General features: G+C 66.4%; 16 protein-coding genes and 1 pseudogene. 7 read left to right on the top strand and 10 right to left on the bottom strand.

The genetic code is table 11. The annotated features are described in order from the left end of the window. Positions 1-6: 6 nt before the first annotated feature. On the top strand, positions 7-1,164 hold the full coding sequence (gene solA, locus M3I54_RS30225; protein ID WP_254342507.1) for an N-methyl-L-tryptophan oxidase: 1,158 nt from the start codon (positions 7-9) through the stop codon (positions 1,162-1,164). A gap of 65 nt (positions 1,165-1,229) precedes the next feature. On the opposite strand, the gene M3I54_RS30220 is transcribed toward solA, so the two are convergent. From M3I54_RS30220 to M3I54_RS30200, 5 genes are all read right to left on the bottom strand, one after another. Next, a complete protein-coding gene (locus M3I54_RS30220) occupies positions 1,230-2,534 on the bottom strand; it encodes a sigma-70 family RNA polymerase sigma factor (protein ID WP_254342505.1) in 1,305 nt (434 codons plus the stop codon). Beyond that, the gene (locus tag M3I54_RS30215) at positions 2,531-2,953 is read right to left on the bottom strand and encodes a VOC family protein (protein WP_254342502.1); all 423 of its coding nucleotides are present in this window, start codon (positions 2,951-2,953) and stop codon (positions 2,531-2,533) included. Before M3I54_RS30215 ends, M3I54_RS30220 begins: the two co-directional genes overlap by 4 nt. Positions 2,954-2,984: 31 nt before the next feature. Next, positions 2,985-3,404 (bottom strand): YciI family protein, encoded by a 420-nt coding sequence (locus M3I54_RS30210; RefSeq protein ID WP_254342500.1) that lies wholly within the window; start codon positions 3,402-3,404, stop codon positions 2,985-2,987. Positions 3,405-3,555: 151 nt separating this feature from the next. Continuing rightward, entirely contained in the window at positions 3,556-3,909 is a 354-nt protein-coding gene (locus M3I54_RS30205) for a YciI family protein (RefSeq protein ID WP_254342498.1), read from the bottom strand. A gap of 94 nt (positions 3,910-4,003) precedes the next feature. Continuing rightward, a complete protein-coding gene (locus M3I54_RS30200) occupies positions 4,004-4,621 on the bottom strand; it encodes a TetR/AcrR family transcriptional regulator (protein WP_254342496.1) in 618 nt (205 codons plus the stop codon). Between the two features lie 87 nt (positions 4,622-4,708). Between M3I54_RS30200 and M3I54_RS30195 the strand changes: the two genes are divergently transcribed. The 5 genes from M3I54_RS30195 (at position 4,709) to M3I54_RS30175 (ending at position 11,066) form a co-directional block, all read left to right on the top strand. Continuing rightward, entirely contained in the window at positions 4,709-5,836 is a 1,128-nt protein-coding gene (locus M3I54_RS30195) for an MBL fold metallo-hydrolase (protein ID WP_254342494.1), read from the top strand. Between the two features lie 297 nt (positions 5,837-6,133). Next, positions 6,134-7,393 carry an ROK family transcriptional regulator gene (locus M3I54_RS30190; protein ID WP_254342492.1) on the top strand — a complete coding sequence of 420 codons (1,260 nt, stop codon included), beginning with the start codon at positions 6,134-6,136 and terminating at the stop codon, positions 7,391-7,393. After that, on the top strand, positions 7,380-8,933 hold the full coding sequence (locus tag M3I54_RS30185; protein WP_254342490.1) for a sugar ABC transporter ATP-binding protein: 1,554 nt from the start codon (positions 7,380-7,382) through the stop codon (positions 8,931-8,933). The genes M3I54_RS30190 and M3I54_RS30185 overlap by 14 nt, the downstream gene beginning before the upstream one ends. Before the next feature lie 41 nt (positions 8,934-8,974). Further along, positions 8,975-10,018 (top strand): ribose ABC transporter permease, encoded by a 1,044-nt coding sequence (locus tag M3I54_RS30180; RefSeq protein WP_028205362.1) that lies wholly within the window; start codon positions 8,975-8,977, stop codon positions 10,016-10,018. 103 nt (positions 10,019-10,121) lie between these two features. Beyond that, positions 10,122-11,066: an ABC transporter substrate-binding protein gene (locus tag M3I54_RS30175; protein ID WP_254342488.1), complete on the top strand. Its 945-nt coding sequence runs from the start codon at positions 10,122-10,124 to the stop codon at positions 11,064-11,066. Between the two features lie 43 nt (positions 11,067-11,109). Here M3I54_RS30175 and M3I54_RS30170 read toward each other — a convergent pair whose 3' ends face one another. The 4 genes and pseudogenes from M3I54_RS30170 to M3I54_RS30155 form a co-directional block, all read right to left on the bottom strand. Next, positions 11,110-12,081 (bottom strand): sulfonate ABC transporter substrate-binding protein, encoded by a 972-nt coding sequence (locus M3I54_RS30170; RefSeq protein ID WP_254342485.1) that lies wholly within the window; start codon positions 12,079-12,081, stop codon positions 11,110-11,112. A gap of 152 nt (positions 12,082-12,233) precedes the next feature. Beyond that, positions 12,234-13,844: a cyclic diguanylate phosphodiesterase gene (locus M3I54_RS30165; RefSeq protein WP_254342483.1), complete on the bottom strand. Its 1,611-nt coding sequence runs from the start codon at positions 13,842-13,844 to the stop codon at positions 12,234-12,236. Positions 13,845-13,969: 125 nt separating this feature from the next. Continuing rightward, positions 13,970-14,227 carry a diguanylate cyclase domain-containing protein gene (locus M3I54_RS30160; RefSeq protein ID WP_375542239.1) on the bottom strand — a complete coding sequence of 86 codons (258 nt, stop codon included), beginning with the start codon at positions 14,225-14,227 and terminating at the stop codon, positions 13,970-13,972. A gap of 38 nt (positions 14,228-14,265) precedes the next feature. Continuing rightward, positions 14,266-14,559: pseudogene (locus M3I54_RS30155) on the bottom strand (PAS domain-containing protein); the annotation flags it as partial. Between the two features lie 98 nt (positions 14,560-14,657). On the opposite strand from M3I54_RS30155, the gene M3I54_RS45410 reads away from it, so the two are divergent. Then, positions 14,658-14,987, top strand: a complete 330-nt coding sequence (locus M3I54_RS45410) for a hypothetical protein (RefSeq protein ID WP_375542238.1) — start codon at positions 14,658-14,660, stop codon at positions 14,985-14,987. Positions 14,988-15,030: 43 nt separating this feature from the next. Here M3I54_RS45410 and M3I54_RS30145 read toward each other — a convergent pair whose 3' ends face one another. Further along, the gene (locus tag M3I54_RS30145) at positions 15,031-16,107 is read right to left on the bottom strand and encodes a transporter (protein ID WP_375542237.1); all 1,077 of its coding nucleotides are present in this window, start codon (positions 16,105-16,107) and stop codon (positions 15,031-15,033) included. Positions 16,108-16,132 lie beyond the last annotated feature (25 nt).

Genomic DNA, 16,132 nt, shown 5'->3' with positions numbered 1-16,132 from the left:
CATTACATGCTGGACACAAACGCAAGCAATCGACATTTCGACACGCTCATCGTCGGTGCGGGTTCGATGGGCATGGCGGCCGGCTACTATCTGAGCCGCCTCGGCAACAAGGTGCTGCTGCTCGACGCCGGCGATCCGCCTCACGATCAGGGTGCGCATCACGGCGGTACACGCCTCATTCGCCACGCCTATGGCGAAGGCGCCGCGTACGTACCGCTCGCCTTGCGCGCCCAACAGCTTTGGGAAGACCTCGAGCAGCAAACGCAAACTGCCCTTTTCGTGCGCACGGGCGTCGTCAATATCGGCTCGCCCGACGACGCGTTCCTGCGCGAGGTGCAGGCGAGCGCCGCCAGCCACGGCATCCCGCTGGAAACGCTCGACGCAGCCACGGCCAGCAAACGCTGGCCCGCGTGGCGGCTGCGGCCAGAGCAGATCGCGAACTTCGAACCCGGGGCGGGCGTGCTCTATTGCGAGCGCGCGATCAGCGCTTACCGCCAGCTCGCGACCGCGCTCGGCGCAACGCTGGGCACGAATACGCGCGTCACGCGCATCGAGTGCCACGGGCGGGAAAGCGTCAACGTCTGGACCGACACGGACGAAAAGTTCACCGCCCGCGACCTGATCGTGTGCGCCGGCAAATCGACTCGCGATCTGCTTGCGCCGCTGGGCCTCGAGGTTCCGGTCACGCGCGTGCGCAAGAGTTTCGCGTGGTTCGAGGGCGAGCCCGGCCTCTTTGCGCCGGAGCGCTTCCGGGGCTTTTTCGTCGCCTCGGAAGTGGGCGGCTATTACGGGTTTCCCGATCTCGACGGCAGCGGCCTCAAGCTAGGCCGCCACGACACAGGCGAGCCCGTTGCGGCGGACGCTCCGCTCGCGCCGTTCGGCGCCGAGCCGACCGATCTCGGCGATCTGCAAGCCTTCCTGCAACGCTATTTACCGGGCGCGGGCGAGCTGCGCGTGGGCCGCGCCTGCGAATACGACATGACGCCGGACGAGCATTTCATCATCGACCGCGTGCCCACCTGCCCGAATGTGCACATCGCAACCGGCTTTTCCGGGCATGGTTTCAAGTTCGCCAGCGCAATCGGCGAGGCGCTTGCCGAGCGGATCACGCAAGGCGAAAGCCGCATCGACCTTGCGATGTTCGCGCGCAAGCGCTTTGCATGACGATGCGGCCTAAGCCGGGTTCGCGGGAGCAGAAACGCAAGCGTGATCCAACGGCGATCGACGCTCTAGGTGCGTGGCACGCACGCCTCGGCTCGCGCCAGCAACACTTCGCGGTCGCGCGCGTTTTGCGTGAGCGCAGCCGCGCGCTCGAATTGCGTGCGCGCTTCGGCATGGCGTGCGAGCTTTTCAAGCAGATCGCCGCGTGCGGCCGGCAGCCACGGATAGTGGCGCAGCGCGGGTTCCGCGCACAGCGCATCGACGAGATCGAGCGCCGCTTGCGGCCCCTGTGCCATGCCCACCGCGACAGCGCGATTCAGGCGCACGACGGGTGAGGCGTCGAGTTTCAGCAGCGCGTCGTAGATCGACACGATCTGCGCCCAGTCGGTCGCCGCCGCGCTCGGTGCGCGTGCATGGCAAGCCGCAAGCGCCGCCTGCAGCGCGTACGGGCCCGGCGCACCCGCGCAGGCCGCACCGCGCGCGATCGCGGCAAGCCCGCGCCGAATCAATAGCGCGTCCCAGCGGCTACGGTCCTGGTCGGCGAGAAGCACGGCGCGCCCTGCCCGGTCCACCCGCGCGGGCAAGCGTGAAGCCTGCAGTTCCATCAACGCAACCAGGCCGTGCGCCTCGCCCTCGAGCGGAACGAGTTCCGCCAGCATGCGGCCAAGCCGCAGCGCTTCTTCACATAGCGCGGGCCGTGTCCAGTCCGGGCCCGCCGTGGCCGCATAGCCCTCGTTGAAGATCAGATAAATCACTTCGAACACCGAAGCAAGTCGTGGCTCGAGGTTGGCCAGGCGCGGCACTTCGAACGGGACCTTCGCCGCCGCGAGCGTGCGCTTGGCCCGCACGATGCGCTGCGCGACGGTTGCCTCGGGCACGAGGAACGCGCGCGCGATCTCAGCCGTGGTGAGGCCGCCCAGCAGACGCAGCGTGAGCGCGGCGCGTCCCTCCTTCGGCAGCACGGGATGGCACGCCACGAACACGAGCCGCAGCAAATCGTCGCCAATCTCGTCCTCGCGCGCGGCGTCGAGCGCGTCCACGAAGTCGGGCGCGAAGTGTGCTTCGAGCGCTTCGAGGTCCGCGCCCATCGCCTCGTGCGCGCGGGCATGCGAGGCCGCGCGACGCAGCCGGTCGAGCGCGCGATGTTTCGCGGCGGTCATGAGCCACGCTCCGGGGTTTTCGGGAATGCCGCTCGCGGGCCAGCTTTCCAGCGCGGCGACGAACGCGTCCTGCGCGATTTCCTCGGCCACGCCCACGTCGCGCACGATGCGCGCGGCGTGGGCGATCACCTTCGCCGACTCGATACGCCACACGGTCTCGACCGCGCGGCGCGTTGCCGTGAAGGTGTCCCCGGGCTCGCGCGCTTGCGTCACGAGCCGTGCGCGCCCTTTTCCACCGCCGCCGGCGACATATACATCAGTTCCCAGATGTGGCCGTCGGGGTCTTCGAAGCTGCGGCCGTACATGTCGGTGCCGCACTCCATCGGCGGGCGCTTGGAGCTGCCGCCCGCCGCGAGCGCCTTTTCGACGAGCCCGTCCACCTCCTCGCGCGACACGCACGAGAGGCAGGTCAGCACTTCGGTGCTTTCACGGGCGTCCACGAGCGCCTTGTCGGTGAAGCCCCGCATGAAGTCCGTGGTGAGCAGCATGGCGTAGATGTTCTCGCCCAGTACCATGCAGGCGGCCTGGTCATTGGTGAATTTCGGGTCGAATTTGAAGCCGAGCTGGCCGAAGAAGTCCATCGAGCGCTTGAGGTCGCGCACGCCCAGATTGACGAAGATGTGCTTATGCATGATTGGGATCTCACGGTGATCGAGCAAGTGATCAGGATGCCTTACGTTCTTCCCGGAGCTGGCGAAAACTCTCAACGCCCTCGCACTGCGGAAGTTCGTCGAGTTCATAGAGCTGCCGCACTTCGACCTCGCCTTCGGCGCGGCCGAAGGGAGACGGGAACCGGCGTGCCCATTCGAGCGCTTCGTCGCGTGAGCGGACCTGGATCAGCGTATAGCCGGCAATCAGCTCCTTCGTCTCGGCAAACGGACCGTCGACTATCGTGGGCTTGCCGTTCGTGTAGTGCACGCGAAAGCCACGCGAGCTCGGCTGCAGACCCGAGGCATCGAGCAGCACGCCGGCCTTCGCCAGTTCCTCGTGATAGCGGGCCATCTCCGCGAATATTTCCACGTCGTCGGGCGGCTCGCCCGCTTCGGTCAACGCGTTGGCGCGCACCATGATCATGAATCGCATTGTCTTCTCCTGAATGTGACGGTCGGGGTCGTTCGAAGCAAGCGGCACCCGTGGGTGCGCTCATGAACACGACGCGCGGGGCGCACGGAAATCGACAAGGGACAGCGAAATTTTTTACGTGCCTGGGGAAATTACCTGGGGAGGCGCCGCCTCAGCGGAAACACGGACCGGTTTCGCGCACGTCAACGCTCGCCCATTGCGCCGCGGGACAGCGCCGTGCGATGGCGAGCGCCTCGTCGCGCGTCGCGCAATCGACGAGGAAAAAGCCGCCGATCATTTCCTTCGCCTCGGCGAACGGGCCGTCGACGATGCTCGTGCGGCCTTCGCGCACCTGCACCCGTGCACCGTTAGTGTCGGCGGTGAGCGCATGCGCGTCGATCAGCTTGCCCTCGGCGGCGAGTTCATCCGCGAACTCGACCATGCGCGCGTAAAGCGCCTCGCCTTCGGGTTGCGCGCGCGCCTCGCGCTGGCCGCGCGGCTCGGCGATGAGCAGCATGAATGGCATGAGCGTGTCCTCTCAGTCAGCCTGCGATCCTGAAAGGCAAGAGTCTATTCCAGAAAAACCGTTGCGCGTCGGGACCAGGCGCGCTTTCTGGCGCTCACGCGTAGCGCGCCAGGAAGAGATCGGCGGACGACTCGGCGACCTGGCGCTGCTGCGCTTCGTCGAGCGGGGGCTGGCCCATCGCGACCTGCGGCCAGAAGGCGAACGCCTTCACGACGCCGTGCAGTTGCTGCGAGGCGAATGCCGGATCGCTCGTTTTCAGGCGGCCATCGGCGGCGGCGGCGCGCATCCAGACCGTGAGGTCCTCTTCGCGCTCGCCAATGCGGGCCACCATGTCGCGCGCGCGCTCGGGCGAGTGGATGCCCGCCGCAATCGCCACGCGCGCGAGCTTGAAAAACGCTTCGTCGTTCAAGAGGCGCAGCTTGCGCAGCAGCAACTCGACGAGTTGCGTACGCAGCGGCTCGCCAGCGCGGTAGCCCGGCGCGTCGGCGGTTGCGCTCGCGTCCCAGAGCTGGCACAGGATCGACGCGAACAGCGCCTCCTTGCTCGGGAAATGGTTATAGACCGTGCGTTTCGAGACGCTCGCGCGCGCCGCAATACGGTCCATGCTCGTGGCGTCAAAGCCGGAGGCCAGAAATTCGTCGATGGCCGCCGCGACGATGGCGGCGCGCTTGCGGTCGGTCAGGCGCTGAGGGGTGGAGGGGGTGCAATCCATTTCAGAATCTTACACCAGGCAGTTTACTTTTCACCAGAATAAACTACACTGTGCAGTCTACTTCCTGTTTCCAAGGCAGCTGCCGACATGACCTCGCCTTTCGCATCGCTGAGCCGCACCTTGGGCCTGAGCGCCGCACAACGCGGCCGCGAGCTTTCGCATACCTCGCCGCAACACGACGGCGAGCGCTTTCGCAACGTGCGTCCGCGTCCGGCCGAGGGGTTCGGCAAGACGCTGAAGATCATGTGGAACATGATCTTCCACAAGCCGGGCGGCACCATGCCCGCCGGCGCGCTGCCGGTTCACGCGCTCACGCGCGAACAGCTCGAGGCCGCGCCCGACCGTAGCGTCTACCGGCTCGGCCATTCCACGCTGCTCTTCAAGCTGCGCGGCCAGTTCTGGCTCACCGACCCAGTATTCGCCGAGCGCGCTTCTCCGTTTCAGAACCTCGGGCCGAAGCGCTTTCACGCGCCGCCCATCGCGCTTGCCGATCTGCCGCCGTTGCGCGGCGTGATCCTCTCGCACGATCATTACGATCACCTCGACCGCGAAACCGTGCTCGCGCTCGCCGCCACGACGGGCGTGTTTCTCACGCCGCTTGGCGTGGGCGACCGGTTGATCGAATGGGGCATCGACGGTGCGAAGGTGCGCCAGTTCGACTGGTGGCAAGGCGCGAACGTCGAGGGCGTCGAGTTCACCGCCACACCCGCGCAGCATTTCTCGGGGCGCAGCCTGTTCGACGGCAACAGCACGCTGTGGGCTTCGTGGGTGATCGCCGACGCCGACCTGCGCGTGTTCTTCAGCGGCGACACCGGCTACTTCGACGGCTTTCGCACGATTGGGGAGCGGCTTGGCCCGTTCGACGCGACGTTCATCGAGACGGGCGCGTACGACCCGCAATGGCCCTACGTCCACATGCAGCCCGAGGAAACGGTGCAGGCGCACGTGGATTTGCGTGGCGAGTGGCTCGTGCCGATTCACAACGGCACGTTCGATCTTGCGATGCATCGCTGGCAAGATCCGTTCGAGCGCGTGACCGGCCTCGCGCTCGCGCGCGGCGTCACGCTCGCCACGCCGCGCATGGGCGAGCGGCTCGATCTGGCCGAGCCGCATCGCGGGGAGCGCTGGTGGCGTGAGGTGATGGAAAGCGCAGAGCCGCCGCGCACGGCGCGCCGGTGGTTCGCTTGCCGCGATGCGGGCGAAGCTCGGCCGTAACACCCAGTCCCCCTCCTTCTTTCCCGCGGCCCGCGCGCCACACGAACGCGCGCGGGCACGCCAACTGCTCGTTCCCCGCTTCTTCCCCTTCGCTGCAAAAGTCTCCTAAGCTTTTGCATCGGGGCCCGCATCGCGCCCGCCCGGCTTATCACGCCCCATTACCCCTAACGGGATTTCCCCAGGCTGACAGCCCTCGATTTCTGGCATTAAATAAATCAACTTGATTTATTTAGTCGGCCACGCAATTCATCCAGCGCCGATCCCCTCTTCAGCTTTGCATGAGACCGGAGGAGACACGTGAGAAGTCCGCATGTCGGTCAGGGCAGCAATTCCGCCAACGTCCGCCGCTTCAACGAACGCCTGCTGCTGCAGGCGCTGCGTCGCGCGGGCGAGGCGTCGAAGGCCGATCTCGCGCGTCTCGCGAATCTCACGAGCACCGCGGTGGGCACCATCATCACGTCGCTCACGGCCAATGGCCTGATCGAGGTGAGCGGCCGCCGCGACGGCCAGCGCGGCCAGCCCGCCTCGCTCTTGCGCCTCTCGCCGCGCGGCGCGTTCGCCATCGGCGTGCGGCTCGACCGGACCAATATCGAAACCGTGCTCGTGGATTTCGCGGGCCAGATGATCGAGCGCCGCTCGCGCGACATGCTGCTGCCGCAACCTTCGGTCGCACAGGAAATCGTCCAGCGCGACATCGCCGAACTGTTAGGGTTACTGACGACGGAAGAGCGTAGCCGCCTGGCCGGCATTGGCGTGGCGCAGCCGTACAACCTCGGCAGCTGGCTGCGCGAACTGGGCCTGCCTGCCGACACCTTCCGCGTGTGGAACGACGTGGATTTCGCGGGTGAACTCGCCCGCGCCACGGCGCTGCCTGTGTTCAGCGAAAACGACGGTAACGCTGCTGCCATCGCCGAGATCTTCTACGGCTGCGGGCGCCAGCGCGACGACTTCCTCTACCTGTTTCTCGGCCCGGCAATCGGGGGCGGCATCGCCATCGACGGCGACTGCGTGCGCGGCCTCACCGGCAACGCGGGCGATTTCGCGGTGATGCCCGTGCCGCCGAGCCGCCTGCCCTCGGCCCACAAGCCGCCCGGTCAGTGGGACATCCTGCTTTCGCGCGCGTCGCTCATCTCGCTGCGCCGCCATCTGCAGTATTGCGGCGAGACGATCGACAGCCGCGCCGATCTGGAAGCGTGCATCGCGCGCGGCCACCCCGGCGTGCAGGAATGGCTCGACGACTGCGTCGATGCGCTCGCCCCCTCGCTGCGCTCGGCGTTCTGCGTGCTCGATGTGCCGGCCGTGGTGCTCGACGCCGACGTGGACGCGGGCCTCATCGACACGCTCATGCAGCGTCTGCGCCTCGCGGTTGCGGCCACCGCGCCCGAGGCGCGCGGCACGCCCGCCCTGGTGCGCGGCACTTTCGGTCCCGATGCGGGGGCGCTCGGCGCGGCCACGCTCCCCATGTTCTTCAACTTTTCGCCGCGCGCGGGCATCCTCATGGGCGCCGGCGCACAAACTTACGCACAAGCGCAGGAGGAGAGCCATGTCGCCCTCTGAGTCCACGCCGCCGCTGCTGGAAATGCGGGGCATCACCAAGACCTTCCCCGGCGTGCGCGCACTCGACAACGTGCGCCTCGCCGTCTACCCCGGCGAGGTCCACTCGCTCATGGGCGAGAACGGCGCAGGCAAGTCCACGTTGATGAAGATCCTCTCGGGCGCCTACCAGGCCGACCCCGGCGGCGAGATTCTCATCGAGGGCAAGCCGGTCGTGATCGACGGACCGCATGCGTCGCGCGAGCTCGGCGTGGCCGTGATTTATCAGGAGCTGAGCCTCGCGCCCAACCTTTCCGTTGCGGAGAACATTCATGCGGGCCGCGAACTGCGCAAGGGCGGTCGCCGCTTCGGCACGGTCGACCGGCGCGCCATGGAGCGAGGCTGCGAAGACGTGCTCAAGCGCCTCGGCGCGAGCTTCGGACCCACCACGCTGGTCGGCTCGCTCTCCATCGCTGAGCGTCAACTCGTGGAAATCGCACGCGCCGTACACAGCGACGCGCGCATCATCGTGATGGATGAGCCCACCACGCCGCTTTCCTCGCGCGAAACGGAGCGCCTTTTCAAGCTCATCAACCAGTTGCGCGACGAAGGGCTTGCGATTATCTACATCAGCCACCGCATGGCCGAGGTGTACGAGCTTTCGGACCGCGTTTCCGTGCTGCGCGATGGCAGCTACGTGGGCACGCTCATGCGCGACACGCTCAACGCCGAAAGCCTCGTGAGCATGATGGTGGGCCGCGATATTTCGGGCTTCTACAAAAAGGCGCACGCACCTTACGATCCGGGCAAGGTCGTGCTCACCGTGCGCGATGTGGCCGACGACAAGCGCGTACGCGGCTGCAGCCTCGACCTGCACGCGGGGGAGGTGCTCGGCATTGCGGGCCTCGTGGGCGCAGGCCGCACCGAGCTTGCGCGCCTCATCTTCGGCGCGGAGCCGCGCGTGCGCGGCGAGATCGCCATCGACGGCAAGACGCTCAACGTCCACACGCCGCGCGACGCGATCAGCGCGGGCCTCGTCTACCTGACCGAAGACCGCAAGCATCAGGGGCTCTTTCTCGACATGAGCGTGCGCGACAACATCAACGTCGCCGTGGCCGGGCGCGACGCGCGCATGGGCGTGCTCGACCTCGCGCGCGGCGGCGAGCGCGCGAAGGAAGCCATTCGCTCGCTCTCCATTCGCGTGCCGAACGCGCGCGTGAACGTGGGCGCGCTCTCGGGTGGCAACCAGCAGAAGGTACTGCTTTCGCGCCTGCTGGAAACGAAGCCGCGCGTGCTGATTCTCGACGAGCCCACGCGCGGCGTCGATATCGGCGCGAAGTCCGAGATCTACCGCATCATCAACGACCTCGCCAAGACCGGCGTGGGCATCATCGTGATTTCGAGCGAGCTGCCCGAGATCATCGGCGTGGCCGACCGCGTGCTCGTCATGCGCGAAGGCCTGTTCGCCGGCGAGCTGGGCGGCTATACGGCCAGGCCGATCACCCAGGAAGCGATCATCGAACTCGCCACAGGCTCGCAGCAACCGCTCGACGAAGCCGCTTGACCTTCACCGCATACGCAAGAAACGTCCCTCAGGAGTACAACATGAAAAGCATTCTTCCCCGGCACGGTGTCGCGGCCTCGCCCACACAGCCCGCGCAAGGCGCTCAACCCGCACGCAGCGTCGCGGTCGACGGTCATCGCCAGCGCATGAAATCGCTCGTGCGCACCGCTGGCATGCTGCCGGTTCTGGTGCTCCTGTGTATCGGCTTCGGTCTGCTCACCGATGGCTTCTTCACGCTGGAGAATCTTTCGATCGTCACGCAGCAGGCGTCGATCAACATCGTGCTCGCCGCCGGTATGACCTTCGTGATTCTCACGGGCGGCATCGACCTCTCGGTGGGATCGGTGCTGGCCGCCGCCGCCATGGCCGCCATGATCGGCTCGAACATCGTCGGCTGGGGCTGGCTCGGCGTGCCCATGGCGCTCGCGGTGGGCCTCGGCTTCGGCCTCATCAACGGCGCGCTCATTGCGCTCCTGCGCCTGCCGCCGTTCATCGTCACGCTCGGCTCGCTCACGGCGGTGCGCGGCATTGCGCGCCTCATGGGTCACGACACGACGATCTTCAACCCGCAGCTGTCGTTCGCGTTCATCGGCAACGGCACGGTGCTCGGCGTGCCCTGGCTCGTGATCATCGCGCTCGTGGTGGTGGCCGGCTCGTGGTTCGTGCTGCGCCGTACCGTGCTCGGACTGCGCATCTACTCGGTGGGCGGCAACCCGGAAGCGGCGCGCCTCTCGGGCATCAAGGTGTGGGGCATCGAGATGTTCGTCTATGCCGTGTCAGGCCTGCTCGCGGGTCTCGGCGCGGTGATGTCGGCGGCGCGTCTCTACGCAGCCAACGGCCTGCAACTGGGCCAGTCCTACGAACTCGACGCGATCGCCGCGGTGATTCTGGGCGGCACGAGCTTCGTGGGTGGCGTGGGCTCGATCATCGGCACGCTGATCGGCGCACTCATCATCGCAGTCCTGACCAATGGCCTCGTGCTGCTCGGCGTCTCGGACATCTGGCAGTACATCATCAAGGGCCTCGTGATCGTCGGCGCCGTGGCGCTCGACCGCTACCGCCAGCGTGGCTCGGCCCGCACGTAAGCGGCATCGCATACAGCATTAGCCAGAAACCAGCGCGAGCGCAGGCGGTCCTGCTGCGCTCGCCGGGAAAGCACCCAAACAGGACCCCTCAGGAGACAACCTCATGTTCAAGAAGCAAGCCGTTCTCGCCGCTGCCGCCCTCACGTTCGGTTTTGCACTGCAAGGCGCGCATGCCGCCGACAAGCAGCTCAAGTCGATCGGCATTACCGTCGGTTCGCTCGGCAATCCTTACTTTGTGACGATCGTGCAGGGTGCGGAAGCGAAGGCCAAGCAAATCAACCCGAACGCCAAGGTCACGGCCGTTTCCGCCGACTACGACCTCAACAAGCAGTTCACCCAGATCGACAACTTCATTTCGGCGCACGTGGACATGATCCTCCTGAACGCAACCGATCCGAAGGCGATCGAACCGGCGGTGAAGAAGGCCCAGGCGGCCGGTATCGTGGTGATGGCCGTGGACGTCGCCGCCGCGGGCGCCAACGCCACCGTGCAGACCGACAACGTGAAGGCCGGCGCGATTTCGTGCGAATACCTCGCGAAGAAGATCAACAACACCGGCAACGTGATCATCCAGAACGGGCCCCAGGTCTCGGCCGTGATCGACCGCGTGAACGGCTGCAAGCAGGTGCTCGCCAAGACGCCCGGCATCAAGATCCTCTCCGATGATCAGGACGCCAAGGGCTCGCGCGAAGGCGGCATGAACGTGATGCAGGGCTACCTTACGCGCTTTCCGAAGATTGCCGGCGTGTTCGCCATCAACGATCCGCAGGCCATTGGCAGCGACCTTGCCGCGAAGCAACTGCATCGCAGCAACATCGTGATTACGTCGGTGGACGGCGCGCCCGATATCGAAACGGCGCTCAAATCCGATACGCTGGTGCAGGCCTCGGCAAGCCAGGACCCGTGGAAGATGGCGCAAACCGCCGTGCAGGTGGGCTACGAGATCATGAACGGCAAGAAGCCCGCCAATCCGATGATCGAAATGACGCCGCAGCTCGTCACGCGCGACAACGTGGGCAGCTACAAGGGCTGGTCGTCGCAGCACTGAGCGCCTGGCGTTGCAAGAGCACGGGGCGCCCGTGCTCGCGCGGTTATGCGAGCACGGCGTCCTTCGTGACCACGCGGCGCGGAATGATTTTCAGATCGTAGAACGTGTCCGCGATCTTCTGCTGCTGCGCGATCACGGCGGCGTCGATAGGCCGGTATTCATGCGCGTAATGCGTAAGGCCGGTCTGGATCGTCGCCGCATCCAGGCCCTGGATCGGTGAGAGTTTCGCGGCCGCAGCCGCCGTGTTGGCGCGCACCCATTGCCCCGTCTTGCCGAGTTCGTCCAGCGCGATCGCCAACGCATCCTTGCGGTTTTGTGCGAATTCGCGCTGGCTCAGGAAGAACTGATGATGGCTTGCCACGCCGCTTGCATCGGCAAGCAAGCGTGCGCCGTCCTGCGATTCGACGGCCGCAAGGAACGGGTCCCAGATCGCCCACGCGTCGATGGCGCCGCTTTGCAGCGCCGCGCGCGCGTCGGCGGGTGCCAGATACACAGGGTGTACGTCGCCGATGGAAAGGCCACGCTTTTGCAGCAGCGCGACGAGAAACCAGTGCACGTCCGAGCCGCGATTCAGGCCGATCTTCTTGCCCTTTAGTCCAGCCACGTCACGGATCGTCGAGTTCTTCGCCACCACCACGCCTTCTGCGTGCGGCGTGGGCAATTCATACGCCGTATAAACGAAATCCGCGCCCGCGGCCTGGGCAAAAACAGGCGGGGCTTCGCCCACATAGCCAAAGTCGATCGCGCCCACGTTCAGGCCTTCGAGCAATTGCGGGCCGGCCGGGAATTCGGTCCACGACACCTTGATGCCGAGCGGAGCCAGGCGCGTTTCGAGCGTACCGTTGGCCCTGAGGAGCACGAGCGTGCTCGCGGCCTTCTGGTAGCCAATGCGGAACTCGTCGGGCTGATATTTCGCGAACGCGGTGGCGGGCAGCGCCGCGCTGGCGAGCGTCGCGCCCAGCGTGGCGAGGAAGTGGCGGCGGGTATAAGGCTTGAGCGGCGTGGGGCGAGTCATCTTCAGCGCTTCCGTGTTGGCATGGGGCATGCACCCATACGGCGCAGCCATCGAAGCGTCGATGCTACCGGGCCGTACGCGTTTGCAGAACCGATGTTTCGCGCTAAGCAAATCACGCCTGCAGGAATACGCGGGCGTGCTTCGCGAACGCGCTATGTGCCAGCCGTCATCTGCGGATTGGGCGACATATGCGCCCCGTTCGCGCGATACCAGCGCATGAACGCCTCCGACGGCATGGGCTTCGCGTAGAAAAAGCCCTGGATATACGTGACGCCGCGCGCGCACAGATAGTCGCGTTGCACCTGCGTTTCCACCCCCTCGGCCACGAGCCGCGCGCCAAGGCTATGCGCGAGATCGATAATCGCGTCGAGCACGGCCGCCTTGCTACCTTCCGGGTCGATGGTCAGCACGAAGCCGCGATCGATCTTCAGGATATCGAATGGAAATTTCTCGAGATACGAGAGCGAGCAGTAGCCCATGCCAAAGTCGTCGATGGCGACGTTCACACCCTCGCGCCGCAAGGTCACCAGATTATTGCGCGCCTGCTCCGTATTGCGCACCAGCGTGCGCTCGGTGATCTCCAGCGTGATCGTTGCGCCGCGCGGCGCCACAGCCGCGCGCAGCGCCTGCACGTCGCTCACGAGCTGTACGCCCGACAGATGCTCGGGCGCGAAGTTCACACCAAGGTGAAAGCCCGGTGCGACGTCCCACGCAGCGACGTCGCGTTCGATGAGCTTCAGCAGATGCTGCGTGAGCGGCACGATCACGTTCTCTTCTTCGGCCACCTGAATGAACTCGTCCGGACGGATCGCGCCTGTGCCTGGCCGCACCCAGCGCAGCAAAGCCTCCACGCCCGCGCACCGCCCCGTCTCCACGGTGTAGAGCGGCTGGTATTCGACGTGGAATTCGTTCGCGCGTATGGCCCGCAACAGTTGTTCGCGGCGCGACTGCCCGCTTTGCTGCAAACGGCGCACGAGCCAAACGAGCCACGCGGAGAAGGCAGCCGCCCACGGCAGATAGCGCAGCAGCAGGCCGCGCCAGTTTTCGAGAATGCGCTCGGGCCGCCCGTAGATCTTCAAATCGATCGTGGCGCCCGACATGTGCTTTTGCACGTCCGCCAGCAACGGTGCGCCGCGCACGTTCACGAGCGCCATGGCTTCGCGCAACACGGTGCCCTCGCCCACCCTCAGCTCGGCCTGGCGAAACACCGTGAGCGGCGCTGCGCCATGCAGCAAGTCCAGCAGATACTGCACGTCCACCACCGCCACGACCGCGCGCCCCGCTGCGCCCGCTACGCCAACCAGCAGCGAGGGGCGGTTACGCACCATCGGCGTGTCGTTGACGATCATGAGCCATTCGTCCTTCGAGGCCGGCACGCTTCCATTGAGCCAGCCGCCATGGGGAACGGCCTGTTGCGAGAACGCGGACGAACAGCCGACGCGGCCGTCGTAAAGGATGTTGAGCGTACGCACATAGGGCACGGTGGCGGCCTTGCGCGTGAGATCCGGCGAGAGCGTGTCGCACGCTTCGTCGGCACGCGGCGCGAACGGGCGCGTCGCGCTCTGCGCCGTCTCGACGATCGAGACCACCTGCCCGACGATAACCGCGGAAGCGAGGCTCGCCTCGCGCTGCGCAATGCGCTCGGCCTCGTAACGCCCGAGCGCCACACACAGCAGGATCGGAATCAGCGCCACGATCAGCAGCAGGAGCAAACGCGGGACTCGCGAGCGGACCGCGCCGGGGTTGGGCGAGACTTCGGGCAATGCGTCCTCCGCACCGGGGCCGTCATGGGGGGCGGCTACGGTATGACGCCAACATACACCAACGCGCTGGCGGCGGGCGCGCGCGATGCCCGGCGCACGCGAAGGTCAGCTAACGTGAGCGCACTTCATGCGCATTCGATGCGGTTACGGCCGCCCTTTTTCGCGCGGTAGAGCGCGAAGTCACTGCGCGTGAGCGCGGCTTCGGCGCTCATGTCGGCGGCACTCATGAGCGTGATGCCGATGCTCACGGTAAGCGCCACATCGCCCTCTACGCCAAGCGGCTGCGCCGCGAAGCGCTCCTGAATGCGCCGTGCGACGCTTTGCGCGCCATCCGCTACAAGTGGATCTGCAGCCGCGGCAAGGTCATGAGCCGCGACGCGCACGGGTGCGCGCTGCGCATGATCGGCACGACCACGGACAGGCCGTCCTTGCAACGAATGCGATGCTCGACCTCGTAAGTGGGCGTACGGCCGTCGAAATGCGCCTGCATCGCGGCCTTCACATAGTCGCGGTCGTCAGGATGCAGCCGCAGATAGCTGTCTTCGATGCGGCTCGTCAGCTCGTGCTCCTCGTAGCCGAGTATCGCCTTCCAGCCCACCGAATAGCGGATCTCGCCGGTCACCACGTCGCGGTCCCAGATGCCCCTGCCGCTGCCCGCGATGGCATGCGCGAGCAGGCGTTCGTGCTCGCGCAACGCTTCGAGTTCGGCATGCAGTGCAGATTCGTCCGTGGCGGGAGCACGTTGCGCCAGGCAGGATCTTCAGCGATATCGGGCACGATGAGCGGCTCACGCGCCCCGCTGGCGCCTGAGCCATGCGCAAGCGCGCGCAGCGCCTCGGAGAGCGTTTCGTCGACGCCTGCAGCCAGCCCACGCTCAGCGGGTGCCGCGCCGGGCACCACGCAGGCTGCCGCCACGCCGAAATGCGCCGCGACGAGCCGCAACAGGCCGTCGAGCAACGGATCCGCGGCGGCGTGCCCGGCGACGAGCGAAAACGCAGATCGTGCGAGCGCAACGGTCCGCTCGGGTCGGCGCCCTGCTCCCGCACCCCGGCGCACGCGGCTTCGCTTACGGGCGGCACGGCCTCGGGCATCGACGAGGGAACGGTCATGGCATGCGCTCAAACAGGAATTTCGAGCGCCTAGTATATAGCGCGCGCCCGGCAAGCCGGCCGCGCCCCCGAAAGCCTCAGGTGTCGCCGCGCCGCCGGAACACCCACCATCCCAGCAGCGCCGTGAAGGTCGCGACCAGCACCACCATGAGCCAGAAGCCGTGGCGGTTTTCCGCGAGCGGAATGCCGCCCACGTTCATGCCGAAGAAACCCGCGACGATGTTGATAGGCAGCGCGAGCACGGTGACGAGCGTGAGCGTGAAAAGCGTGCGGTTGTTCTGCTCTTCGAGCCGCGCGGCAATTTCTTCCTGCAAGAGCTTGATGCGCTCGACGAGTCCGGCCATGTCGCCCAGCACGAGCGAGAACTCCTCGGTCGCCTCGCGCAGGTCCTGCATGTCGGGTGTCTGGAGCCAGCGCGGCGGGCGCGCGAGCAGACGGAAAATCGAGCCCGGCTCCGGCGCGAGCATGCGTTGCAGGCGCACCAGGATGCGCCGCATGGCCGCGAGTTCATGGCGGCTCTTAGAGCGGCGCGAGGCGAGAAACTGGTCCTCGGCGCGATCGACGTCGACACTCGTGCGGCGCACGATCTCCACCATGAGGTCGGCCTGGTCGCGCATCAGGTGGATGAGCAACTCGGCCGGCGAGCGGAACGTCTCGCCGTTGCGCACATAGCCGCGCAGACGGTCGATGGAGCGCAGCGGCTTCAGGCGCGCCGTGACGAGAATGCGCTCGTGCGTGCACGACCAGAGCGTCGCGATCTGCGAGGGCGTGAGTTCGAAATCGAACATCACGTCGTTGACCACAGCGAACAGGCCGTTGTCCACGTGTTCGATACGCGTGGAGTGCGAGCCTTCCACGAGCATCTCGAAGAAGGCGTCGGGCACGTCGAGATGCGCGCGCATCCACGGTTGCGCCGCGGCGTGGGCGAGATTGAAGTGCAACCAGTAAAACGTGTCGTCGCGCGCGGCTTGCGGCTCGCCGCTCTCGTGCGTGCGGCGCAGCGCGTCGAGGACGTCGTCGCACGTGACGGGCTGACCAGGCTGGCCGGGCGTGAAGCGAAAACCGCAAATGAGGCCCGACAGGTCGGCGCCATATGTTGCGACGGACGAAGCGAAATCCATGGTCGTCATGGCCGGTTGATCGGCGCACAGCATGCCATACGCGTGCTTTTACAGGCAA

It is taken from the genome of Paraburkholderia sp. CNPSo 3274, assembly GCF_024206475.1.
GTDB lineage: Bacteria > Pseudomonadota > Gammaproteobacteria > Burkholderiales > Burkholderiaceae > Paraburkholderia.
The sequence above is the reverse complement of the archived record's forward strand: the minus strand, read 5'-3'. Positions and strand labels throughout refer to the sequence as shown.

Excerpts from the sequence above, each read along its gene's own strand:
- M3I54_RS30175 (WP_254342488.1), top strand. The coding sequence starts at position 10,122 with ATGTTCAAGAAGCAAGCCGTTCTCGCCGCTGCCGCCCTCACGTTCGGT.
- solA (WP_254342507.1), top strand. The coding sequence starts at position 7 with ATGCTGGACACAAACGCAAGCAATCGACATTTCGACACGCTCATCGTC.
- M3I54_RS30205 (WP_254342498.1), bottom strand. The coding sequence starts at position 3,909 with ATGCCATTCATGCTGCTCATCGCCGAGCCGCGCGGCCAGCGCGAGGCG.
- M3I54_RS30170 (WP_254342485.1), bottom strand. The coding sequence starts at position 12,081 with ATGACTCGCCCCACGCCGCTCAAGCCTTATACCCGCCGCCACTTCCTC.
- M3I54_RS45410 (WP_375542238.1), top strand. The coding sequence starts at position 14,658 with ATGCGCAAGCGCGCGCAGCGCCTCGGAGAGCGTTTCGTCGACGCCTGC.
- M3I54_RS30185 (WP_254342490.1), top strand. The coding sequence starts at position 7,380 with ATGTCGCCCTCTGAGTCCACGCCGCCGCTGCTGGAAATGCGGGGCATC.
- M3I54_RS30215 (WP_254342502.1), bottom strand. The coding sequence starts at position 2,953 with ATGCATAAGCACATCTTCGTCAATCTGGGCGTGCGCGACCTCAAGCGC.
- M3I54_RS30145 (WP_375542237.1), bottom strand. The coding sequence starts at position 16,107 with ATGCTGTGCGCCGATCAACCGGCCATGACGACCATGGATTTCGCTTCG.
- M3I54_RS30200 (WP_254342496.1), bottom strand. The coding sequence starts at position 4,621 with ATGGATTGCACCCCCTCCACCCCTCAGCGCCTGACCGACCGCAAGCGC.
- M3I54_RS30210 (WP_254342500.1), bottom strand. The coding sequence starts at position 3,404 with ATGCGATTCATGATCATGGTGCGCGCCAACGCGTTGACCGAAGCGGGC.
- M3I54_RS30180 (WP_028205362.1), top strand. The coding sequence starts at position 8,975 with ATGAAAAGCATTCTTCCCCGGCACGGTGTCGCGGCCTCGCCCACACAG.
- M3I54_RS30195 (WP_254342494.1), top strand. The coding sequence starts at position 4,709 with ATGACCTCGCCTTTCGCATCGCTGAGCCGCACCTTGGGCCTGAGCGCC.